At 61.5% G+C, this 22,195-nt stretch carries 24 protein-coding genes; 12 read left to right on the forward strand and 12 right to left on the reverse strand.

Annotation, left to right across the window (positions count from 1 at the left end):
* Window positions 1–5: 5 nt before the first annotated feature.
* Window positions 6–977, forward strand: a complete 972-nt coding sequence (locus tag BUE15_RS10820; RefSeq protein ID WP_073284464.1) for a deoxyhypusine synthase family protein — start codon at window positions 6–8, stop codon at window positions 975–977.
* Between the two features lie 91 nt (window positions 978–1,068).
* On the opposite strand, the gene BUE15_RS10825 is transcribed toward BUE15_RS10820, so the two are convergent.
* The 4 genes from BUE15_RS10825 to BUE15_RS10840 all read right to left on the reverse strand — a co-directional run bounded on the left by BUE15_RS10825 (window position 1,069) and on the right by BUE15_RS10840 (window position 5,718).
* On the reverse strand, window positions 1,069–1,626 hold the full coding sequence (locus BUE15_RS10825; RefSeq protein ID WP_139252222.1) for a helix-turn-helix transcriptional regulator: 558 nt from the start codon (window positions 1,624–1,626) through the stop codon (window positions 1,069–1,071).
* 224 nt (window positions 1,627–1,850) lie between these two features.
* On the reverse strand, window positions 1,851–2,675 hold the full coding sequence (locus BUE15_RS10830; protein ID WP_073284470.1) for a DUF3667 domain-containing protein: 825 nt from the start codon (window positions 2,673–2,675) through the stop codon (window positions 1,851–1,853).
* 161 nt (window positions 2,676–2,836) lie between these two features.
* Window positions 2,837–4,225, reverse strand: coding sequence for an OmpA family protein (locus BUE15_RS10835; protein WP_073284473.1), 1,389 nt, complete (start codon window positions 4,223–4,225; stop codon window positions 2,837–2,839).
* Window positions 4,226–4,407: 182 nt separating this feature from the next.
* Window positions 4,408–5,718, reverse strand: coding sequence for a cystathionine gamma-synthase family protein (locus BUE15_RS10840; RefSeq protein ID WP_073284476.1), 1,311 nt, complete (start codon window positions 5,716–5,718; stop codon window positions 4,408–4,410).
* A 116-nt stretch (window positions 5,719–5,834) separates the two neighbouring features.
* Between BUE15_RS10840 and BUE15_RS10845 the strand changes: the two genes are divergently transcribed.
* Both BUE15_RS10845 and BUE15_RS10850 read left to right on the forward strand, forming a co-directional pair.
* On the forward strand, window positions 5,835–6,167 hold the full coding sequence (locus tag BUE15_RS10845; protein ID WP_073284478.1) for a hypothetical protein: 333 nt from the start codon (window positions 5,835–5,837) through the stop codon (window positions 6,165–6,167).
* A 102-nt stretch (window positions 6,168–6,269) separates the two neighbouring features.
* Window positions 6,270–7,580, forward strand: coding sequence for a cryptochrome/photolyase family protein (locus BUE15_RS10850; protein ID WP_073284481.1), 1,311 nt, complete (start codon window positions 6,270–6,272; stop codon window positions 7,578–7,580).
* A 195-nt stretch (window positions 7,581–7,775) separates the two neighbouring features.
* Here BUE15_RS10850 and BUE15_RS10855 read toward each other — a convergent pair whose 3' ends face one another.
* Window positions 7,776–8,831, reverse strand: a complete 1,056-nt coding sequence (locus BUE15_RS10855) for an N-acetylmuramoyl-L-alanine amidase family protein (protein ID WP_244535937.1) — start codon at window positions 8,829–8,831, stop codon at window positions 7,776–7,778.
* A gap of 747 nt (window positions 8,832–9,578) precedes the next feature.
* Here BUE15_RS10855 and BUE15_RS10865 point away from each other — a divergent pair.
* Entirely contained in the window at window positions 9,579–9,995 is a 417-nt protein-coding gene (locus tag BUE15_RS10865; protein WP_073284490.1) for a helix-turn-helix transcriptional regulator, read from the forward strand.
* A 75-nt stretch (window positions 9,996–10,070) separates the two neighbouring features.
* Window positions 10,071–10,832 (forward strand): SDR family NAD(P)-dependent oxidoreductase, encoded by a 762-nt coding sequence (locus BUE15_RS10870; RefSeq protein ID WP_073284493.1) that lies wholly within the window; start codon window positions 10,071–10,073, stop codon window positions 10,830–10,832.
* Between the two features lie 79 nt (window positions 10,833–10,911).
* On the opposite strand, the gene BUE15_RS10875 is transcribed toward BUE15_RS10870, so the two are convergent.
* On the reverse strand, window positions 10,912–11,376 hold the full coding sequence (locus BUE15_RS10875; RefSeq protein ID WP_073284496.1) for a hypothetical protein: 465 nt from the start codon (window positions 11,374–11,376) through the stop codon (window positions 10,912–10,914).
* A gap of 109 nt (window positions 11,377–11,485) precedes the next feature.
* Window positions 11,486–12,097 (reverse strand): 2'-5' RNA ligase family protein, encoded by a 612-nt coding sequence (locus tag BUE15_RS10880; RefSeq protein ID WP_073284499.1) that lies wholly within the window; start codon window positions 12,095–12,097, stop codon window positions 11,486–11,488.
* Between the two features lie 519 nt (window positions 12,098–12,616).
* Between BUE15_RS10880 and BUE15_RS10885 the strand changes: the two genes are divergently transcribed.
* The 4 genes from BUE15_RS10885 to BUE15_RS10900 all read left to right on the forward strand — a co-directional run bounded on the left by BUE15_RS10885 (window position 12,617) and on the right by BUE15_RS10900 (window position 15,228).
* Complete coding sequence (locus BUE15_RS10885) at window positions 12,617–12,940, forward strand: hypothetical protein (protein WP_073284501.1); 324 nt, start codon at window positions 12,617–12,619, stop codon at window positions 12,938–12,940.
* A complete protein-coding gene (locus BUE15_RS10890; protein ID WP_139252223.1) occupies window positions 12,931–14,109 on the forward strand; it encodes a DUF748 domain-containing protein in 1,179 nt (392 codons plus the stop codon). The genes BUE15_RS10885 and BUE15_RS10890 overlap by 10 nt, the downstream gene beginning before the upstream one ends.
* A gap of 203 nt (window positions 14,110–14,312) precedes the next feature.
* On the forward strand, window positions 14,313–14,675 hold the full coding sequence (locus tag BUE15_RS10895) for a hypothetical protein (protein WP_073284506.1): 363 nt from the start codon (window positions 14,313–14,315) through the stop codon (window positions 14,673–14,675).
* A 13-nt stretch (window positions 14,676–14,688) separates the two neighbouring features.
* Window positions 14,689–15,228, forward strand: a complete 540-nt coding sequence (locus BUE15_RS10900; protein WP_073284509.1) for a PAS domain-containing protein — start codon at window positions 14,689–14,691, stop codon at window positions 15,226–15,228.
* A gap of 76 nt (window positions 15,229–15,304) precedes the next feature.
* On the opposite strand, the gene BUE15_RS10905 is transcribed toward BUE15_RS10900, so the two are convergent.
* Together BUE15_RS10905 and BUE15_RS21535 are read right to left on the reverse strand one after the other, a co-directional pair.
* A complete protein-coding gene (locus tag BUE15_RS10905; protein ID WP_139252224.1) occupies window positions 15,305–16,060 on the reverse strand; it encodes a gluconolaconase in 756 nt (251 codons plus the stop codon).
* Between the two features lie 56 nt (window positions 16,061–16,116).
* Complete coding sequence (locus tag BUE15_RS21535; RefSeq protein WP_139252225.1) at window positions 16,117–16,320, reverse strand: hypothetical protein; 204 nt, start codon at window positions 16,318–16,320, stop codon at window positions 16,117–16,119.
* 145 nt (window positions 16,321–16,465) lie between these two features.
* Between BUE15_RS21535 and BUE15_RS10910 the strand changes: the two genes are divergently transcribed.
* A complete protein-coding gene (locus BUE15_RS10910) occupies window positions 16,466–16,639 on the forward strand; it encodes a DUF2256 domain-containing protein (RefSeq protein ID WP_073284515.1) in 174 nt (57 codons plus the stop codon).
* Window positions 16,640–16,691: 52 nt separating this feature from the next.
* Window positions 16,692–18,320 (forward strand): amidase, encoded by a 1,629-nt coding sequence (locus tag BUE15_RS10915; RefSeq protein WP_073284518.1) that lies wholly within the window; start codon window positions 16,692–16,694, stop codon window positions 18,318–18,320.
* Window positions 18,321–18,405: 85 nt separating this feature from the next.
* Here BUE15_RS10915 and BUE15_RS10920 read toward each other — a convergent pair whose 3' ends face one another.
* From BUE15_RS10920 to BUE15_RS10930, 3 genes are all read right to left on the reverse strand, one after another.
* Entirely contained in the window at window positions 18,406–18,639 is a 234-nt protein-coding gene (locus BUE15_RS10920; RefSeq protein WP_073284521.1) for a hypothetical protein, read from the reverse strand.
* An 87-nt stretch (window positions 18,640–18,726) separates the two neighbouring features.
* Window positions 18,727–19,266 (reverse strand): hypothetical protein, encoded by a 540-nt coding sequence (locus BUE15_RS10925; protein ID WP_073284524.1) that lies wholly within the window; start codon window positions 19,264–19,266, stop codon window positions 18,727–18,729.
* A 68-nt stretch (window positions 19,267–19,334) separates the two neighbouring features.
* On the reverse strand, window positions 19,335–19,757 hold the full coding sequence (locus tag BUE15_RS10930) for a hypothetical protein (RefSeq protein ID WP_073284527.1): 423 nt from the start codon (window positions 19,755–19,757) through the stop codon (window positions 19,335–19,337).
* A gap of 91 nt (window positions 19,758–19,848) precedes the next feature.
* Here BUE15_RS10930 and BUE15_RS10935 point away from each other — a divergent pair, with 91 nt between their 5' ends.
* Window positions 19,849–21,759, forward strand: coding sequence for an ABC-F family ATP-binding cassette domain-containing protein (locus BUE15_RS10935; protein WP_073284529.1), 1,911 nt, complete (start codon window positions 19,849–19,851; stop codon window positions 21,757–21,759).
* The last annotated feature ends 436 nt before the right edge of the window (window positions 21,760–22,195 follow it).

Here is a 22,195-nt window from a genome sequence, read left to right on the forward strand (position 1 = left end):
ATCTGATGAACGTAACGAACTTCCTCAAGCACCACTACCGCCACTTCAACGCCGCCGCGCTGATTGACGCCGCCGAGGGCTACAACAAGCACCTGGCCGAGGGCGGTAAGATGATGATTACCCTGGCCGGGGCCATGAGCACCGCCGAAATGGGCATCCAGCTGGCCGAACTCATCCGCCAGGACAAGGTGCAGATCATCAGCTGCACGGGTGCCAACCTGGAGGAGGACATCTTCAACCTGGTGGCCCACGACTTCTACGAGCGGGTGCCCAACTACCGCGACCTGACGCCCGCCGACGAGCAGGCCCTGCTGGAGCGCCACATGAACCGCGTAACCGACACCTGCATTCCCGAAGAAGAGGCCATGCGCCGCCTGGAGCACTCGGTGCTCAAGTTCTGGGAAAAGGCCGATAAGGCCGGCGAGCGGTACTTCCCCCACGAGTTCTTCTACCAGATCCTGAAGTCGGGCGAGCTGGAGCAGTACTACCAGATTGACCCCAAGGACTCCTGGATGCTGGCCGCCGCCGAGAAAAACCTGCCCATCATCTGCCCCGGTTGGGAAGACTCCACGCTGGGCAACATCTTCGCCGGCCACGTTATTTCGGGCGACATCAAGAACGTACACACCGTACGTACCGGCATCGAGTACATGATTTACCTGGCCGACTGGTATACCCAGCAGGCTACTGAGGAAAGCAAAGTAGGCTTCTTCCAGATTGGTGGCGGCATTGCCGGCGACTTCCCCATCTGCGTAGTGCCGATGCTGCACCAGGACCTGGGCCGCACCAGCGTGCCGCTGTGGGGCTACTTCTGCCAGATTTCGGACTCTACTACTTCGTACGGCTCGTACTCCGGTGCTGTGCCGAACGAGAAAATCACCTGGGGCAAGCTAGGCCAGGACACGCCCAAGTTCATCATCGAGTCGGACGCTACCATCGTGGCGCCGCTGGTGTTTGCCATGGTGCTGGGGCAATAGTTTCTGCCTGACGCAATAAGTAAAAAGCCCGCCGCTGAGCTTCAGCGGCGGGCTTTTTTGTGGCAGCAGCCTTCTGTTGGGTTTTTGCCGGTTATGAAGCGGCGGGCGGCTCAACGTCTAACCCCTCGGCCAGTATATCCGCTTCGCAGCGCAGGCCGGCCAGGCGGGCTTCCAGCAGCCGTATGGCCGTGGCCCCGCAGGTAGTGCGAAGCTGGCGGCGGGCCTCCTGCTCAAAAATGGTGAGCCAGTTTTGCTCCTGCTCCGGGCTTACAATGGGGCCGGGGTAAGCCCGCAGGGCCGGGGCGGCCACCAACCGTGCCCGGAGCGGGGCGGCCCGGCGGTACAGCGTTTCCAACTGCACTTCCAGGCCCTGAATTTTGAGCCGGCATTGGCGCAGCCGAAAACCAAGCTCCTCTGCGTCAGGCTCAGGCTCGGGCAGCGGGAGTGGCGCCGGGAACGTGCCGCCCGCCCCATTATACACGAGGCCCTGGGCCGCCAGCTCCAGGCGCAGCTGCTGCACCCCCGTGGTGGCAGTAGTAGATTGGTAGCCCCGCTCGGTGAGGGCCAGACTCGACCGGGCCACGCCCAGCCATTCGGCCAACATGTCCTGGCTAAGTCCAAATAAAGTGCGGAGCGCGCGCGTATTCATGGCTGTTGAATGAATCAGTTTCACCAAGTTAAACAATTTGTGGCTAAACAAAATGCAATTGTTTAGCCACAAATTGTTTAACACCTGCGGCTGATGTGAAGCATGCCGAGGCAACATCCCAGAGGTCCGCATAAGTATACCCACCAAAAAGCCCGTCACTGGATTTCAGCGGCGGGCTTTCTGTGAGCAGTCTTAACGCCGCCCGTCGGAGGGCAGAAAGCTGTCTATTGCCTGGTCATCGCCATAATCTGCTCCCAGTTGATGCTCACCAGCAGCGCAAGTGCCGACAGCAGAATGAGTGCGTAGGAGCCGACGGTGGTAGCAAGCCCCCGCCACACACGCCCCGCCACCGATAAGCTGGTACCCTGGAGCAGGCTGGCGTAGGCCCACGTTTGGTAGGCAAACGAAACCAGCAGCAGCCCACCCATCACCTGCTGCCCTTGCTGGGTACCATTGAGCAGATATAAGACGGGCAGCACCAGTAATGTAAGAAAGTGGTAGGTGCCCGTAACGTAGGTAGTAATAGTCAGGGCCTCGGCGTAGTTGAAGCCGCCCCGCCGCAGGCACAGCCGCGCCACCAGGGCCGTGAGCGGCAGCAAAGCCACCGTAAACCAGTTGATGTACCGGGAAAAGAACTGCAGAAACCGCTCCTGCATTGCCTGCACGGCCGGCGGAATACTGGGGTCGTGGGTGTTGTAGGGCCGCAGATGCAGCACCACGTAGCAGAACGTAATAAGCCCGGTGATGAGCAGCACGTAGGTAAGCGGCCGAAAAAACGGTACCCGCTGGCCCGCCAGATAGCGCCGCAGGGCCGGGCCAGGTCGGCGCAGCATCTGCCCCAGTGTGTAGGGCAGCCCCTTATCGACGTGCCAGATAGAGTGCGGAATGTCGTGCAGCCAATGCGCCATGGTCAGGCGGTGCGTATTGGCAGGCTGGCCGCAGTGGGCGCAAAACCGGTCATGTAGGGCAGTGCCGCAGTTCAGGCAGGCCTGTTGGGTGGCCGTGGGGTGCGTAGTAGCCGGGCTGGCGGCTTGGGCTAGGGCTTCCATAGCGTATAACTCTGGAGGAGAACAGAATGGGAATATACCTGAAAAGCAGTATAGAATGGCGTAGATGCACCACTCAGCCCGCCGGATGCTGAGAGAACTGGCAAAAAAGAAAGCCCCCGCTGCACATCAGCGGGGGCTTTCTTGAGTGGGGATGGTCGGCGCTACTTTTTAGTCACGCGCACATCCACGCGGCGGTTTTGGGCGCGGCCTTCGGGCGTATCGTTGGTGGCAATGGGGTGCTCCTGGCCGTAGCCCTCGGCCGTTACGCGGCTGGCATCAATGCCACTGTCCATCACGGCCTTGCGGGCGGCGTTAGCCCGGTCGGCGCTGAGGGTCAGGTTCATGTCGGCGGCGCCTTTGTTATCGGTGTAGCCGCCCAGCTTCACGGTGGCGTTCGGGAAAGCCTTCAGAATGGCCGCCAGATTCTTCAGCTGCGCCTGCGACTCGGCGGTGAGCGTCGATTTGGCGGTGTTGAAGTATACCCGGTCGAGGCTCATCCAGCCCTGCGTTTTGTCGTCGCTGACCGTCTGGTTGGCATCGTTGAGGAAGTTGAACAGCCGCGACTCAAACGAGTTGCTGCCCACGTTCAGTACCGTGCCGTCGGGCAGCGTGATGTCGGCATTCGACCCCGTATCGTAGATGTAGTTGCCGCTGGCCTCGTCGTAGCGGCCGGTAGCGGCCGCTGCGGCCGGCGCAGGAGCCGCGGCCATAGTCGTGTCTGCCATCGGGGTTTCGGTGGTGGCAGCAGCCGTATTTTCCGGCTCCTTGTTGCAGTTGCGCATAAAGTAGAAGAGCGCCGCCAGCCCCGCCAGCAACAGCAGCAGCCACGGCCAGCGGCTCGGGGTAGCAGCTGTGGTTTCCACGTCGCGGGCAGTGTTGCGCACGGCGTCGCCGGTACGGTTGGCCGCCGCCGAAACGGTATTGCCCACGTTGTGCGCGGTAGCGCTGGCGGCGTTTCCCAGCCCCGTAGCCGCGGCTCCCAGCCCCAGGCCGGAAAGCACCGTTCCCAAGCCGCCCGGCAGACTGCCCAGCGCCCCCATGATGCTGCCCTTCTGGCTGCTCAGGTAACTGCTGAAGCCGTTGGCATCGAGGTGGTTGTCGGCGGCATGCTTGCCCAAGAGGCCCAGCACCACTGGCACGGCCATATTCATCAGGCTGCTGGTAGTGGAGGTGCGCACGCCCGCCTGCTGGCTCACGCCTTCCACAGCGGTAGTGTAGTGCGAGCCAAACACAGAACGCAGCATTTCAGCCCCTCTGTTCAGCAAGCCGCCATCGGTGGCCGGCGCCGAACTGTTCACGCTCATGCCGCCCAGCAGGCTGCTCAGGTTGCCCAGAATACCGCTGCTGTGGGCCTGGTTGGCCATACCGAACAACTCTGAGGAGCCACCGGGCTGCTGCGACCGGGCAAACAGGCCACCCAGAACTAACGGGATGATGCTGCGCAGCGCCGTGCCAATGCCGCTTTCATTTTCGCCCAGCGCCGTGCTGGTCTGGCGTACCGTGTCGCCGCCGAAGTAATTCTGAACAAGCTCTAATAGGGTCTGGCTCATGGGCTTTGGGAGTAAAGGATGAGAAATATAGCCGCATACGCAGAAGAATTGTTGAGGTATGCATTATAGAGATATTTATATGCCTGAAGGGGGTACTAAGGCATCTGCTTGCCTGATTCTGCACAAAAGCCCGCCGCGGAATGTTCGCGGCGGGCTTTTCTGTAACGCTGGAGGCAACTGTTTTACGCCATTTCCGCCACGCGCACCTCCTGCGGCACTCCTACGGCCTCGAACGCCTGGCTTAGGTCCAGCATCAGGTCCTGCGGGTCTTCCACGCCGATGCTCAGGCGGATCATCTGGGAGGTGATACCCATTTCCAGTTGGTCGTCGGGCGTGATGTCGGAGTGGGTCATGGTGGCGGGGTGCTCCGCGAGGCTTTCGGTGCCGCCCAGGCTCACAGCCAGCTTGATGAGGCGCAGCGCGTTGAGGAAGCGGAAGGCTTCGGCTTCGCCGCCCCGGATGTCGAAGGAAATCATGGAGCCGGGCGAGAGGCAGTGGCGGCGGTAGATGTCCTGCTGCACAGGGCTATGCTCCAGGTGGGTGAGGTAGTAGGTGCGTGCTACCAGTGGGTGCTGCCGGAGCCAGTCGGCAATAACCTGGGCCGAAGAAGCGGCGCGCTCCATGCGCAGCTTCAGGGTTTCGAGGCTGCGCATGAGCATCCAGCCGGTGTTGGGGTCGCACATGGTGCCCATAAAGGTGCGCATGCCTTTGATTTCCTTCATCAGGGCCTTGCTGCTCAGCGCGGCGCCGGCAATCAGGTCGGAATGGCCGCCCAGAAACTTGGTGGCCGAGTACAGCACCACATCGGCACCGTGCTTGAGCGGGTGCTGGAACACGGGTCCCAGGAACGTGTTGTCGACCACGAAGCGCACGGGCTTTTCGGGGGTGCTGTACTGGCGGGCCAGGGCGGCGCAGGCTTCCAGGTCCACGAGGTGGTTGGTGGGGTTGGCGGGCGTTTCCACGAAAATCATGGCCAGGCGGCCGGGCGCAATGGCCGCGGCCTGGGCGGCCAGCTCCTCGGGCGTAGCGGTGGGCAGGAAGCCCTGCGCCTCAATACCGAACTTGCGCAGCACGTTTTTCAGGAAAAAGTCGGAGCCGCCGTACACGGGCTCGGAGTGCAGTACCACGTCGCCGGGCTGCAGCAGGGCCAGCAGGGTAGTGCTGATGGCGGCCATGCCACTGGCGAAAGAGGCGGCTTCCTCGGCTCCGTCCCAGAGGCACAGGCGGTTCTCCAGAATCTCCAGGCTGGGGTTGTTGAGGCGCGAATAGATCAGGCCCATTTCCTCTTCCGGCCCCTGCTGGCGCAGCCCGTAGGCCAGCTCGAAAAAGGCTTTGCCTTCTTCGGCATTCTTGAACACGAACGTGGACGTCTGGAAAATGGGCGGCTTGATGGCGCCTTCGCTCCAGGCGGGCGTGTAGCCGTAGCTCATCATCAGGCTTTCGGGGTGGAGGCGCTGCCCGCTGATACAGGCGTGGTCGTAAGGGGTGGTCATGACGGAGGGGGTAGGTGGGAGGAAAAGGTCAATGGCTGCGAAGGTAGCTTTTCTCCCGAACCCTGTGCCCGATTACTGGCGTCCCGTACCTTCGCCAGCTCAACAGCCCCGCCCGCATGCCCCTCGACCTTGCCAGCTTCCTGCAGCACACGCCCGATGCAGAGAAAACCACCCTGCAGCTCTATACCCCCGACGGCCGCGCTACCTACCCCTGCCAGGCCCTGCTGATAGCCCAGACCCGCCTGCAGAAGCTCTACATCACGCTCGAAACGCCCCGGCGCTACCTGGCCCACACCCGGGACGCCGACACGGGCGAAGTGGAAATTGACTTTCTGCGCGACTACACCGAGGTAGAAGCCCTGCTGGAAGATGCCGGCCTCGACGGTATCCACGACGGCGAGCAGGGCATCCTGTACCACAACCTGCTCTTCCTGCTGATGAACCCGTAGGAGGACAGGAGGAAATAGCCGCTGTAGCCAACCCTGCCGCAACCTCAGTTGTTAGCAGTATCCAGCGGCCCGCTACCCGGCCGTTTTACTGCTAGCGTATTTATGAAAATCAGTCTTTTCTGGCACCGCCGCGACCTGCGTTTCGAGGACAACGCGGGCCTGGCGGCGGCTCTGCAGGCCGAGGAGCCCGTGCTGCCCCTGTTCATCTACGATAAAACCATCCTCGATAAGCTGGAGCCCGAGGATGCCCGCCTCACTTTCATCTTCGACCAGGTAGAGCGCCTGGCTGACGAGGCCCACGCGGCCGGCGGCGGTTTCGTGGCCCGCTACGGCAAGGTGTCGGACGTGTTTCGGCAGCTGCTGAAGGACTACGAGGTGGCCGCCGTGTACACCAACGAGGACTACGAGCCCTACGCCACGGAGCGCGACGCCGCCGTGGCCGAGCTGCTGCAGAAGCACGGCGCGGAGCTGCGCAGCTTCAAAGACCAGGTGATTTTCGCCAAGGACGAGGTGCTGACCAAGAACGGCAAGCCGCACAAGGTATTCGGGGCCTACTCCAAAACCTGGCAGGCCCAGATGAAGCCTGAGGACTTCAAGCCCCACCCGTCGGCCCGGCTTCTGACAAAGGAAAACCTGGCCCAGCCCGTTGTCGCCGATAAAGCCCGGCCCACGCTGCAGAAAATGGGTTTCAAGCGCCACGAGCAGTACACGGTGCCGGCTAAGCTGCCACCGCCCGCCGTGGTGAAGGACTACGACAAAACCCGCGACACGCCCGCCCTGGAACGGGGCACCACCCGCATGTCGGTGCACTTGCGGTTCGGCACGGTCAGCATCCGCAGCCTCATGCAGCAGGCCGATAAGCTCAACGAGAAGCTGCTCAACGAAATGATCTGGCGGGACTTCTTCATGATGCTGCTCTGGCACTTCCCCAACACCGCCACCGAGGCCTACGACCCTAAAATGCGCCACTTGCCCTACCGCGACGCGCCCAGGGAATACAAAGCCTGGTGCGAGGGCCGCACCGGCCAGCCCTTCGTGGATGCGGGTATGCGCCAGCTCAACCAGACCGGCTACATCCACAACCGGGCGCGCATTGTGGCGGCCGGCTACCTGGTCAAGCACCTGTTCATCGACTGGACGCTGGGCGAGCATTATTTCTCCGAGAAGCTGCTCGACTACGACATGAGCAACAACGTGGGCAACTGGCAGTGGATGGCTGGCACCGGCGCCGTGGCCGCGCCCTGGTTCCGCGTCTACAACCCCGAAGCCCAGCAAAAGCAGTACGACCCCGACCTGGCCTACATCAAAAAGTGGGTGCCCGAGTACGGCACCGACAAGTACCCCAAGCCGCTGGTCGACCTGAAAGAAGGCCGGGACCGGGCCATCGAAGCCATCCGGAAGGGCAGGAAGTAGATTGTTAGTTGCTGGTTGCTGGTTGTCAGTGGTCAGGAAATAGAACGTCATGCTGAGCTTGCCGAAGCATCTCTGCCGCTTCGTTGTACTAGTATTAGTTACCCGGCAGTAGAGATGCTTCGACTACGGCTGCGCCTTCGCTCAGCATGACGTTCTTTTTCTGACCACTAACAACTAACAACTGACAACTAACAATCACCGTTTGGTATAATCAGCCAGCAGGCCTTCGTAAATCCAGTTAGCCAGGGCCTGGCGGTTGTCGGGCACCAGGAAGCGGCGCTGGTCCTTGCTGTTGCGGATGTTGCCCAGCTCCATAAACACGGCCGGGGCGCGGCTGTTGCGCACCTCGTACAAAGTGCCGCGCTCCGACACATTGCCGGAATACGGGCGGTTGGGCTGGGCCCGTTTGTAGCGGGCCGTGAACACCTTATGAATGTTTTTTGCCAGCCGCAGCCCCAGGGCGTTGCCGGGGTGGTGGTAGAAGAACACGTCGATGTTTTGGCCGGCGCTGCGGCTGTCTACGTGCAGCGCAATGAGGCGCTGATAGGCACCCTTGTGGCGGGTGTGCAGGCGGTTGACCTCGGCAATGCGCTTGCGCAGCCGATATACCTGGCTGAGCGGAATAACCTGGTTGGGGTAGCCGATTTCGTCGTGGTCGGTTTCCAGCACGGCTTCGTCGCGGATACCGTCGTTGGGGTCCTGCACCATCATATACACCGTGGCGCCGTGCTCCATCAGTACCCGGGCCAGCCGAATGGTCACGTCGTAGGCGTACTCGTCCTCGGCCAGATTATGGGTGCCGTACTGGCCGATAGCGCCTGGGTCGGGGCCGCCGTGGCCGGGCGAGAGGTAGTACACCGCCCCGCGCAACGCCCGGTCGCGCACCGGCACGGGGCTGTACCGGGGCCCGAAGAGCTTGGCCGGCAGCAGTGGCTGGGTACTGATGCCGCGCGAAGTAGGGTTGCGGGCCTGCCGGCTGCCGGCTTTTGACTTCGCCGCCGTGGTTGCTGCCTTAGGCGCGGCAGCCGGCAGCACGTAGCTGCGGCCCACCACCAGGCCACCCGCTTTTGTAAGCCGGCCCTGGTTCAGCCGCCGAAACTGCTGCTGTTGCTGGCGGGTATTGAGGCCGTAGCGCTGGAGCAGCACCTGCACCCCGTCGCCGCGGCGGGCTACTGCTTTGCGGGCCTTGGACTGGCTGAAAGCACCACCGGAAATCAGAAAAAGCAGGACAAGAAGGACAGCGGTGCGCAATGGCAAAGGGCGTAAAAAGGTGAGCGAAGCAGCGGTCCGGGCCGGGCTGCCCCTGCAACATACGGCTCCGAATCAGGCTGGAAGCTCAGGCAACGGGGGCTACCAGCCTGCAAAAAAGGCAGTAAATCTTCGGATTACGAACAAAAAAGGCCCGCAGCTACGCCGCGGGCCTTTTTTAATATACTGTAAATACGATGTTATCGGGCGTGCTGATGGTAGTTTCGATGGTCTCCCGCGCGCTGTCCTTTTTGCCGAGTGCCATACGCAAAGGCAGGAATCGGTCCTTGTCAGGCGGCACGGCTGGTGGCAGCTTCTGCAGGGGCCGGGAGGCGGCTGCTGCTGTGCAGCCGAGAGGCAGCAGCTGAGGTACTACGGTCGGGCTCAAGCTCCGCGGGGCGCTGGTTGCAAGCCAAATACTGTTGCTTGTTATGGGGTTGCTTGGCTTCCTGATAAGTCAGCGAATCGCTCAGGGCGAGGCTTGCGAATTGATACAGCATAGGAAAATCGGTTAGAAGGTGAGGCAGCTACAAAAGCAGACGCGCAAGAGCCCGTTTTATTGCAGCTGAAAACGAAATCGTAACATAGCAGCCTCATCCGCCGCTACTTTCGGCCGCCGTTTACCGGGCTATAGTGCAGCAGCTGGCAGGTTTGAGAAGTACGTAGAGCTGCGTGTTTTGGTACACTCATCCAACATATGGCATGCTTGTGCGTCAGCTTAGTAGTGCCACTCACTTCGCCTCTAGTACAATGCCTACTCCCATCCCCAGGAAAATCCTGGCGCGCCAGCACCAGATTACCGCCGACTTCACCCGCCTCGTGCACGCCCATATAGACGATATAGTGGCCGGGCGGGCTACCGAGGCGCTGGAAATCCGGGATTTTGCCGGGCAGCTCTGCATTCATCCTACGCACCTGAGCAACATGCTCAAACTTACCACCGGCGAGGCCCCCTGCGCTATCTACGAGCGGAAGCTGGTGGCCGTATCCAGGGAGTTGCTGAGCGACCCGCGCCAGTCGGTGGCGGCAGTAGCGGCCCGCCTCACCTACGACCCGTCCAACTTCACCAAGTTTTTCAAGCGTTTCGTGGGCGTCACGCCCCGGCAGTACCGGGAGGAGCTGTGGGCCGGGCAGCGGGCCGAAAAAACGGAAACTGTCACCAGTTAATCTGAACTACTCACCAGAGCGGTGCGGCTTCAGGGCCGGACCTTTGCCTGCATCATTCAACCGCACCGGATCAGTATGAGCACCACCAAAATAGCCCTGGTAACGGGCGGCAGCCGGGGCCTCGGCAAAAATATGGCCCAGCACCTGGCCCAGAAAGGCCTGGACGTTATCCTGACTTACCACAGCAAAAAGGACGAAGCGGAGGCCGTGGTGGCCGAATTGCAGGCCCTCGGCCGCAAAGCCGCCGCCCTGCAGCTGGATGCGTCCAACGTAGGCAGCTTCACGGGGTTCTTCGAGCAGGTGAAGGCCACGCTACGCGAAACCTTCGGCACCGACCGGTTCGATTTCCTCATCAACAACGCCGGCACGGGCCTCTACCAACCCTACGGCCAGGTGACGGAGCAGCAGTTCGATGACATGCTGAACATCCATTTCAAAGGCCCGTTTTTCCTGACCCAGCAGGCGCTGCCCCTGATGAATGATGGCGGCGGTATCGTCAATATCTCCTCGGGCCTGACGCGCATCATCTACCCCAATTCCGCCACCTACGCCAGCATGAAGGCCGCCATGGAGACGCTCACCAAGTACCAGGCGAAGGAACTGGCCGGGCGCCGCATCCGCGTAAACATTGTGGCTCCCGGCGCCATCGAAACCGACTTCGGTGGCGGCCGCACCCGCGACAACAAGGACGTAAACGCCCATATTGCCAGCCTCACGGCCATGGGCCGCGTGGGCCTGCCCACCGACGTCGGGCCCGTGGTAGCTTTCCTCTGCACCGAAGAAGCTGGCTGGATTGATGCCCAGCGCATCGAAGTATCAGGCGGGCAGGGCATCTGATTCTGCCGCCCCGCCCACAACGACAACGGCCGCCTTCCTGGGTAGGAAGGCGGCCGTTGTCGTTGCGGGCAGGGCGTACTTACACGCGAAACAGCGGACGTTCCGGATTCCAGATGCCCCACGGAATCATTACGAGCACCAGCAGCAGCGCAATCAGGAACCAGGTGAAGGCTTTCTTGTGCTTGAGCACCGGGTCAATGGCCTTTTTGGAAAGGCTGCGGCCTACCTGCGCCGCCACCACGGCCAGCAGCATGCCCACCAGGTGCTCAACGCCCCAGAAGCGGCCCATTGGGTCTTTCATGACAGCGCCACCGGCGGTTTCGAAAGCCTTCATCCCGAACGGACTCAGTCCGAAATACAGAATCAACCCCAGCAGCAGCTGCAGGTGCATAGATCCCACGAAGGCAGCGCCCATGCCGTTGTCGGCGCCCAGGTAGGGCTTGCGGCCCTGCCAGCCCGCAAAGGCCCGGAACAGAGCAATCAGGCCAAAAACGAGGACGAGCCAGCGCGTCCAGGAGTGTAGCAGCAGTACGGTTGAGTACATAAGCAGAAATCAGTAGGTGAGGAGTTGAGCGGTAAAGGTCGGGGGCGCGGGCGAAAATGCCGCGCGGCTGCCGGGAAATTTGCGGTTGCGGCCGTTTGGGCCGGCCGGGTCAGGCCTCGCAGGAGAGCCCCGGGTTCTGTGGTTGCGCAGAGTCTCCGAACAGGCTGGGGGCCAGGTCGTGCTTGTGGCCCTCGAACGCAAAACGCTTTTCCTGCACAAATAACTCGCCTTCCTGCCGCAGAATAGCGAGGTTGTTGATGTTGAGCTTCAGGTTGAAGGTGTGCCGGTTGAGGTACTGCATCACGGGGCCCAGCAGCTCGGGCGTGGTGTCATGCAGAGCCAGCGAGATATGCGGCAGCCAGCAGTCGGGGCCACTGAACTTGTCGGTGCGCAGGCACAGAGGGGCCGTTACCTGCAGAATGCGCTGGTGCAGCAGGTTTAGGTCGTTGGAGCGCAGCACCGGAATGTAGATAACCGGATTGGGTCCCGGAAAAACGCCCAGCCCGGTGGTATGCGCCACAAACGGCCGCGTAGAGCGGGCCACATCGCGCAGCACCTGCTTCAGCGCCGACAGCTTGCGGACTCCCGCCAGCTGGTAGGTAATGTGCGGGTCCGGGGTAGCCTGCACATCATCAAGGCCGAACTCGGTTTCGAGACTTTTGATGAGGCGGTTGATACGCTCCGCGTTCTGCTGGTTCAAAAGGGAGGTGATGGCAAGCATAGGTTCTCTAACTGCTAACACAGGTGGTTGGTTGGCCTTCGGGCCGGCCGCCGGCTTAAAAATAGTGACTGAAGCCCACTATGCTGAGGTAAGACAAGCCGCCGGCCGGCCGGCCAGGGCCGGCACTATGCCTCGGAAGGGTTGTGCGGAAGTGGTACGCTGCAGGCCGGCGGGCGTAAGCGGGCCCCAAGGTAGACCGTTCGGTTCGGATTCGGGCTTCTGCTCAGCCAGGGCGTGTGGACAGCAAAGAAAAAACGGTCATTCCGAGCTTGTCGAGGAATGCCGGCCTGTTGTGGAGCTGGTTGCTCTACCTGGCTATACAGCCTAGGCCGGCTCAAAACAATAACTAGCTGGCTGGCTTAACCATCAGTCTGTTTCCTTCCGTAAGGGGAGGGCTATTACCTGGTTTGTGTCTGAGCCTGCTGTTATTTCTTCGCTGCGTCTACTGCCACCGCGCCGCGCCGCCGGTGGGGCAGGAACATTCTGCTGCTACTGCTGTCCCTGGTTGGGCTGGGAGTAGTGGCCGTCGTGTTTTTTCTGGACCCCTGGCCGCACCGCACCCTCGAAGACCAGGTAGCCACCGCCAGCCGGGGCCGCTACCAGCTGCGTATCGGGGAGCTGAAAACCAGCCTCTGGCAAGGCGCCGCCACCGTGCGCCACGTGCAACTCTTCACCGCCGCCACCAGCCCCGCCGCCGACACTACCACGCTACCGGATATCCGCCTCGACCTGGGCGAACTGCGCGTGACGGGCACGTTACGCTGCCGGCTCAGGCGCCGCCGCCGCCGCACCAGCTGCTGGCGCCGTATCTGCCGCGCATCAGGGTGGCGGGCGTGCGCCTGACGGGAGGGCGCCTGCGCGTGGCGGGCACAGAGTGGGCCCCGGCCGTGCAGAATATAAACCTCCGTGCTGCCGGCCTGCACATAGGGCCCAATGCCTACAACGCGCCCGGCTTCCTCTATTACGCCCGCTCCTGGCAGGTGCAGACGGGCCGCGCCCGGGTCGCTTTCAACGCGCCGTACTACCGCCTGGCTGTCGGCTCGATGCGCCTGGACACGCGGCAGCAGACCCTGGTGCTGGGGCTGGTGCAAATGGCGCCCACCATGACCGTAGCAGAGCAGGCCCGTCGCAAAGGGCATCAGGCTGCGCACGTTACGCTTCGGCTACCTGAGCTGGCGCTGCAGGGCCTCGATTTTCCGGCACTGCTGCGCCGGGGCAGCCTGCGCGCCCGGCAGCTGGACCTGCGGAACGGCCGTATCGTCACCAGCAGCGACGGGCGCTTTCCCGTCAATCCCCGGCAGTCGGTGGCTACGCCTGAGGCCATTGGTCGGCTGCCATTTCGGGTAGATGTGCGACAGGCGCGCATTACCAACGCCGGAATCCGCATGATTTACCGCTCCCCACGCAGTGCGCAAATCGGCGTTATGGCTATTCAGGAGCTCACGGCTACTCTGCGCAACATCAGCAACGACCCGCGCCACATGAGCGCCGCTACGCCCATGACCGGCGAGGCGACGGGCGTGCTGCAAAAGAAAAGCCATGCCCGCCTCCGGCTGCAGGCCAACCTGCTCGACCCCGCCGGCCGCCACACGCTGCAGGGGGGCTTTTCGGCGGCTCCTCTGGCCATGCTCAACCCCATGGTGGTGCCCACGCGCGGTATTCGGCTCCGCAGCGGCCAGATCGAGCAGATCCGGTTTGAAATGCAGCTGGACCGGCAGCAGGCCCGGGGCACCATGTGGGCGCAGTACTATGGCCTCAAGCTCGACCTGCTCAACAAAAAGAACAAACGCGGCGTGCTGCACCGGGTGGGCACTACCCTGGCCAACGGCGTGTTCCTGCGCGACAACAACCCCCGCCAACCCGGCCAGGAGCTGCAAACCGGGCAGATGAACTCGGACCGGCAGCTGCGCTTCTCGGTGTTCTCGCTGTGGCGGCAGGGGCTGGTCAGTGGGCTGCTCAACAGCGCCGGCGTGCCGAAGCCCTTGGCCAAAAAGCTCAGCGAAGCCGAATAAGAACCTTGCGCAGCAACCAGCTACATACAAGCGGGCCGGCTGCCGCCGAAAAAATAAAGGCTTGAGCTATGAGCTGAACCGTAAAGGCGGAAGCGGATGAAGTCCGGGAGTTGAACTCTTCCCTATTTTTGTGCATTGGCTGAATTACGCGTCCTGCTGTTGAATCGTGCTGAGACTTACCCCACGCTACCCACGCTTCTTTTATGTCTGAAACCTTATTCGATGTCAACCTGCAGCAGCTGCCCGAGGAGTACCTCACCGGCGACTGGTGCGTGGCCGACCGGGTGCTGAATCGGAACAATCCGGATACGCCGCTGGCACGGGCCACACGGGTTTCGTTGCAGCCCGGCACGCTGCAAGTGCAGTCCTCCGAGCTGGACGACTCAGGGCACTGGAGTATGGAGCGCGACTCACTGCTGAGCCGGCCGTATCTGGAGCTGAGCCTGCTCCGGGAAGAAACCCGCGCCCTCATCACCCGCCTGCGCCGCTCCACCGACGGCCAGCACAGCCAACTCAACCTGTATTTTCAGTCGGGCATGGAAATCCAGCTCGCCCGTCCTTGCTAAGCTTTTTGTGTTTATGAACGCCGCATCTATCTCCAACGAAGAAAAACTGCGCCTTCAGGCCGAAGACCGATTCCGCTTCCTGGTCGACTTTATTCCGCAGCTGGTTTGGTTCACCGACGCCACCGGGTTCCACACCTATTTCAACCAGCGCTGGACCGATTTTACGGGCTATACCCTGGCCGACAGCGTCGGGCCTGACATGTGGAACAACCTGCTGCACCCCGACGACCGGCAGCGCGCCCGCGACGTATGGGGCCATTCCCTGGCTACCGGCGAGTTCTACGAAATCGAGTACCGCTTCAAAGACAAGAATGGCGGCTACCGCTGGTTTCTGGGCCAGGCCCAGCCCCAGTTCGACGAAAACGGCCAGATAGCGCAGTGGTACGGCACCTGCACCGATATTCAGGAGCAAAAGGAAACCGAGTTTGCGCTTCGCAAGCGGGAGCAGGAGCTGGAGCGCGCCTACTCCGACCTGGAAGTGAAAGTGACGTTCCGCAACCTGGAGCTGGAGCGCGAAGTGCAGGAGCTGCGCCGCCAACTGGCCCAGCAATAAACCCAGCCCTACAGCACGCAAAAAAGGCGGCCTCTACGCAGAGGCCGCCTTTTTTGTGCGTTCCAGCCCAGACGGGCTAGAAAGTCACTTTTACAATACTGAACTGCGCCACGGGAGGCTGCTGATTGGCCTGCAGCGCATTGAGGTTGGAGTAGAGCACGTAGCTGTCGGCGCCTGCGCGGCGGGCCAGTGTGGTGGGGTACTGGGGCTGCGTAGTGAAGGTGCCGCTGGTAGTGGCCGTGGCCCAGCCATCAGTAGTAGTCAGGCGGTACACTTTGGCCTGGGCGTTGGTCACGACCTGCAGCGTGGTGTTGTTCTGGAGCAGCAAGCCGTCGGCGGCCCGCAGGTTCTGGCTGGTCGTCACGCGGGTGAGCCCGGCAGGGTTGCTGAGCGGGATTTTGAACAGCGCGCCTTCATTGGACTTGGCCACCAGCAGATACCCGTCCGGGTGAAACACGATGCCGTTGAGCCCGAATGCGCCGGCCGGCGCGCCCAGCTGCGCATTTTCCAGGAAGATGGAAGCTACGCCCTGCGCATCAACTTTGTAGATAACGGGCGCAAAGCTGTCGGTGATGTACGCGTTGCCCTGGGTGTCTACGGCTACATCATTGGCGAAATGGTTGGGCGCCGAACTCAGGCTGCCCAGGTCCACACTCCGGATCAGCTGGCCATTGTCGCGGTTGAGGATAACGAGGCGGGCCAGTTTGCGCAGCGTAGCCGCCGAGGTGCGCTGCTGGTTGTAGCCCGGGTCCGATACGGCCACCAGCAGCCGGTTGCGGCTGTCGTCGAGGTACATGCCGATGCTGGAAACCAATGCTGCGTCGGTAGCCAAGGGCGTATAGCTGCCATTATCCTGCACGAAACCCACGGTGCCGGCCGTCTGGGAGCCTACAGAAAGCGGCTGTTTTGGGCGTCGTACTGCACGCCTTCGGGGTAGAGGTTGGGCTGCGTAAAAGCTACGACTTCCGGCAGCGGCGCCGGGTCGGGCGGTACCCGGTCGTCGTCATCGTTGCAGGCCGTAATGAGCAGGCCGCCCAGCACAACAGGCGCAGCCAGGCGGGCGAAAAGAGGGGAAATCCGGAAAGAGGACATGTAACGGTAGCTGATAAGGCAATAACACCTGCTAGCGGACACGGGAAAGGGGCGGCGCCAGGTGCGTGTAAGATTGCGCCGTGCCGTGTCTGGTCAGCCAACTATTCGCCGGCCAGTGTGTTGGGCTAAGGCAAAGCCCCGCCTCATGCCCAGCCCGAAAAAGCCCGTCAAAGGAAACCTGCCCACCAAAATCTGCCTCACCTGCGGCCGCCCATTCGAGTACCGCAAAAAGTGGCGCAACAGCTGGGAGGAGGTGAAATACTGCGGCGAAAAGTGCCAGCGCAACCGCCCGAAACCACTCCCGGCTCCAGCCCCCTGAAGTGGCTGCCACGGCGCCCCTATCTGTTCTATCTTACCCGAAAAATTCCCTCATGAACCGAAGAATATTCCTGCGCAACAGTTCCCTGGCCGGGCTGGCCCTTTCCACGTTTGCGCTTGACGCCTGCTCGTCGCAGGACAAACCCGCGGCTGCCGCGGCTGCTACCGGAGTAGCGCCCAACGACACGTTTGCGCTGCACGAGGCCACTATTGCGGAATTGCAGGAGCTGATGAGCAGCGGCAAACAAACGGCCCGCTCCATCACGGAGCTCTACCTGAAGCGCATTGCTGCCATCGACCAGGCCGGCCCCACGCTGAAAGCGGTGCTGGAAACCAACCCCGACGCCCTGGCCATAGCCGACCAGCTCGACCAGGAGCGCAAAGCGGGCAAGCTGCGCGGCCCGCTGCACGGCATTCCGGTGCTCGTGAAAGACAATATCGATACGGCCGACCAGCAGCAAACCACGGCCGGTTCCGTAGCCTTGGCCGGGCACAAAGCCGCGCAGGACGCTTTCATCATTAAAAAGCTGCGCGAGGCGGGTGCCATTGTGCTGGGCAAAACCAACCTGAGCGAGTGGGCCAATTTCCGCTCTACGCGCAGCACCAGCGGCTGGAGCAGCCGCGGCGGCCAGACCAAAAACCCGTACATCCTCGACCGGACGCCCAGCGGCTCCAGCTCCGGCTCGGGTGCGGCGGTGGCGGCCAACCTGTGCGCCGTGGCCATCGGCACCGAAACCGATGGCTCGGTGGTGTCGCCGGCTTCGTGCAGCGGTTTGGTCGGCATCAAGCCCACGGTAGGGCTGCTGAGCCGCTCCGGCATCATCCCGATTTCCGCCACCCAAGACACGGCCGGCCCCATGGCCCGCACCGTTCGCGACGCGGCGCTGCTGCTGGGCGCATTGGCCGGAGTAGATGCTGCCGATGCCGTGACGCAGCAAAGTGCCGGCAAAGCCCAGCCCGACTACACGAAGTTTCTGGATGCCAGCGCCCTGAAAGGAAAGCGCCTGGGCGTGGAAAAAGGCCACCTGAAAGGCAACTCCGACGCAGTGCCGCTGCTGCAGGCGGCCGTGGCACTGCTCCGGGCCCAGGGCGCCACGGTGGTAGAAGTGGAGGTGGAAAAGCTGACGGACCCGCTGGGCGAGGCGGAATACGACGTGCTGCTCTACGAGTTCAAGGACGGGTTGAACAAGTACCTGGCCGGCGCCAATGCCTCCGTCAAATCGTTGGCTGATGTTATCCGGTTCAATGCTGAGAATAAGCCGAAGGCTATGCCGTTTTTCCAGCAGGAAATTCTGGAAGCTTCCGAGAAGACTGAGGGCCTGCAAAGCGCCAAATATCAGGCCGCCCTACGCAAGTCGCACGGCGGCGCCCAGGCGGCGCTGGATGCCGTGCTGCGCGAAAACCGCCTCGATGCTGTAGTAGCCGTCACCAACGGCCCCGCGCCCTGCCTCGACCTCATCAACGGCGACTCCTGGAAGGGCCCCGGCTTTTCCTCGCCCGCGGCCATGGCCGGCTACCCGCACATCACCGTCCCGATGGGGCAGGCGCACGGCCTGCCGGTGGGGCTCTCGTTTGTGGGCGGCGCGTATCAGGAGCCGGTGCTGCTGGCGCTGGCCTATGCCTACGAGCAGGCCTCGAAGCAGCGCAACGCTCCCGAGTTCCGGGCGCCATTCGTAGGCTAAGCCGCCCCCTTGCCTGATTGCCACGCAACAAAAATGCCCTCCGAACCCAAGGCTCAGAGGGCATTTTTGTAGATATAGCAGCAAGCTATTTGTCGTCTTCCGACGCCTCGCGCGGGGCTTTGCTGGTGGCGGAAGACGCACTGCCGGAGCCCCCTTCGTCGCCTTGCTCATCGTCGAGGTTCAGCTCGTAGCCGCCGCTGCCGTAGCTGGGGCGGCCGCTGCTCTGGCCTACCGTGCCGCCGTCCTGCTGGCCTTTGGCAGCCTGGGCGGTGCGGTCATCGTTTTCTTCGGGCGTCTGGGCGGGGGCGTTGGTTGCCATAGTCTGGGTGCGTAAGGGATGGATAGATGCACTCCTATACGAGCCTTCCGCACACTACAGCCAACTCGGCCCGCCGTTCTGTACCACTTACGGCACGTATTGCTCTGAGAGGCTGGTTACAACGCCCTGACGGGTTTCAATGATGAACGGAGAGAGGGTGAGCACCTTGGGCACGTTGGCCTGCACTTTGGCGGCCGTGGCCGGGTAGCGTTCCAGCCCGTTTTCGCCGGTGCGCCAGAACGTGAATTTCGCCTCATCGTCCAGCCGGAGCGTGCGCACCTGCGCATTGTCATTCACGATGTAATAGTCGTTGAAGACCGAGTACACGGTGTCGCCGTTCACCACGTCCACGGCCGCGTCGCCTTTGCGACGGGCAGCGGCTACGGCCGCTTCACCGCTCAGAAACTGGATGTAGTCCACATCCACAAAATACTGCCCGCCTTGCTGATAGAAGCGCCGGATGTAGCCGTGGTTGCGGCCGGTTTCGCCCACGGTTTCCGTCGTGGATTCCTCGCTCTTGATATCAGCCGGAATGGTTTCGGCCATGCCCCGGCCCGACGACTCCCGTTCGGTGGAGCTGCAGGCGGCCAGAGTCAGGAGTAGCGAGGCAAGCAGGAACGGTTTCATGCGGAACGGTACGAAATGGAGGGCAGGTATGTAGGGCAAAGATGGGAATTTGCGGGTGTCGGCCGTGCCTATTGCTCTACTAAACTATAGTCGTACATAATCCAGCCCGCCTTTTTTCTAACGAAGCGCGCCCGGCAGAGTGCCCCCTCGATAGGATAAGCCAGCGTGTACGTGAGCGTGTCAGCGGTAGCGTGGGCGGGTATCTTCCGAATATTTACGTAGTCTTTCACTGCCTGCTGCTTTGCCTGGGCAGGGGTAAGAAGCAGTACTGGCCGGCCAAATTTCTCTAGCTGTAAGCCCTGCGACTCATCTGAGTTCCGGAGCAGTTTGAGTGGCAGTCGGCCGGGCAAATCGATGTGAAAATACTGTTGCAGCTCTGGCAAATCGAGCAACTGCTGCAGAATAAACGGCTCAGAAACACCCTGACAATAAGCTATGCTGCTCGATAGCAGGAGGAAGGCAGTGAGCAGCAGACGAATGGTTCCGGTCACGATGGTTGGTAAACGCGTAATACGCTACAGAAACAGTAATGCCCTCCCGCCAAACCCGTACCTTTGCGGCTTCAAAGCTCTGCAAAGTAGGATGATTTCGATTACTGACTTAGATTTTCATTTCGGCTCCCGTACCCTCTACGACAAGGCCAGCCTGCACATCAAACCCAAGGATAAGATTGGCCTGATTGGGCTCAACGGCCGGGGCAAATCCACGCTGCTGCGCATTCTGGTGGGCGAGTACAAGCCCGACGGCGGCAGCATCTCCATGAGCAAGGACGTAAGCCTGGGCTTCCTGAACCAGGATTTGCTCTCCTACGACTCGCACGAATCCATTCTGGTGGTGGCCATGCAGGCCTTTGCCGAGGCGCTGGACCTGCAGAAGAAAATCGACGCCATTCTGGTAGAGTTCGAAACCAACTACACCGACGACCTGGTGGAGAAGCTGGCCGATTTGCAGGAGCGGTTCGAGGCGCTGGGCGGCTACACCATGCAGGCCCGCGCCGAAGAGATTCTGGAAGGTCTGGGCTTCACGACCGAAGAATTGCAGCGTCCGCTGAAGCTGTTTTCGGGGGGCTGGCGCATGCGCGTGATGCTGGCCAAAATCCTGCTCCAGCAACCCTCGCTGCTGCTGCTCGACGAACCCACCAACCACCTGGACCTGCCCTCCATCAAGTGGATTGAGAACTACCTGGCCGGCTACGAAGGTGCCGTTATCATCGTCAGCCACGACCGGGAATTCCTGGACCGCACCACCAACACCACCGTGGAAGTGACAGGCGGCAAGCTGGTGCCCTACGCCGGCAACTACTCCTACTATCTGGAAGAAAAGGAGGAGCGCAACGCCATCCAGAAAGGCGCTTTCGAAAACCAGCAGGCCCAGATCAAGCAGGCTGAGCGGTTTATTGAGCGGTTCAAGGCCAAAGCCAGCAAGGCCAAGCAGGCCCAGAGCCGCGTGAAGGCCCTCGATAAGCTGGAGCGCATCGAAAACGTGGCCGGCGACGACGCCAAAGTGAACATCAAGTTCAACTTCACCGTCACGCCCGGCCGCCACATCCTGCGCATGGAGCACGTGGGCAAGAAGTACGGCGACAAAATCATCTTCCGCGACACGCACGTGCACATCGAGCGGGGCGACAAAATTGCCCTCATCGGAGCCAACGGTAAGGGCAAGTCCACGCTGATGCGGCTGGTGGCGGGGCAGGAAGCGCCCACCAACGGCAACCACCAGCTGGGCCACAACGTCATCATGTCGTTCTACGCGCAGCACCAGCTGGAAAGCCTGCGCATCGAGAACGAGATTCTGCAGGAAATGGTGGAAGCCGGCTCGAAACGCTCGGAAATGGAGCTGCGCTCGGTGCTGGGCTCGTTCCTGTTCACCGGCGACGAGGTGTACAAGAAAATCAAGGTGCTGAGCGGCGGTGAAAAAAGCCGCGTGGCGCTGGCCAAAACCCTGATTTCGGAAGCCAACTTCCTGCTCCTCGACGAACCGACCAACCACCTGGACATGCAGTCGGTGAACATCCTGATTCAGGCCCTCGACCAGTACCAGGGCACCTACATCGTGATTAGCCACGACCGGTTCTTCGTGGAGAATGTGGCCAACAAAATCTGGTACATCGAGGACTACCAGCTGAAGGAGTACCCCGGCACCTACGCCGAGTACGAGCAGTGGCAGGAAGACCGCGAAAAGGCCGCCAAGAAAGCCGGCCTGCCTTCGCCTTCGGCCCCCAAGCCGCTGCCCAGGGAGGAGAAGAAAGTAGAAGCCGCGCCCGCCAAAACCCCGTCGCCCGACCAGAAAAAAGCCCTGAAGGAGCTGGCCGAGGTAGAGAAGAAGATCGAGGAAAGCGAGAAGGAGCTGGCCCGCTACGAAACCCAGCTCGCCGACCCGCAGATCTACCAGAACGCCGCCCAGCTCAAAGATGCCACCCTCAAATTCGAGCAGGTGAAGAAGGAGCTGGCCCAGCTCAACGACCGTTGGGAAATGCTGGCCGAAATGTAAACGCCAGCCTCGCCTATTTAAAAAGCCCCGCCGGAAGCTACATGCTTCGGGCGGGGCTTTTTTAGTGCTGTCAATGGGTTACAGTTACCCGAAAGTGGTGCCATTCTTATTACCGAAACTGCGAATACCATTCGGGACAGTTACCGAAGGTGCCATAGCGGAAGACAGCCGATGGCGCTGCTTTCCAACGGATGCGTGGCAAAGGGCAGGATAATGGCCGTTGTACAAAGTGCCACCGCAACCAAAAGCCCATCCACCGCAACCAAAAGCCCATCCACCACAACCGAAGCTCCAGCAACAGCAACCGAAGCTCCATCCACTGTAACCGAAGGTCTTCCAACAATGCCTGAAGCTCTAGCTACAGCAACCGAAGCTCTTTCCACAGTGACCGAAGTTGTTTCAACAGCAACCGAAGGTCTTTCAACAGATGTTTTCA

This window comes from Hymenobacter psychrotolerans DSM 18569 (assembly GCF_900142395.1).
Taxonomy (GTDB): domain Bacteria; phylum Bacteroidota; class Bacteroidia; order Cytophagales; family Hymenobacteraceae; genus Hymenobacter; species Hymenobacter psychrotolerans.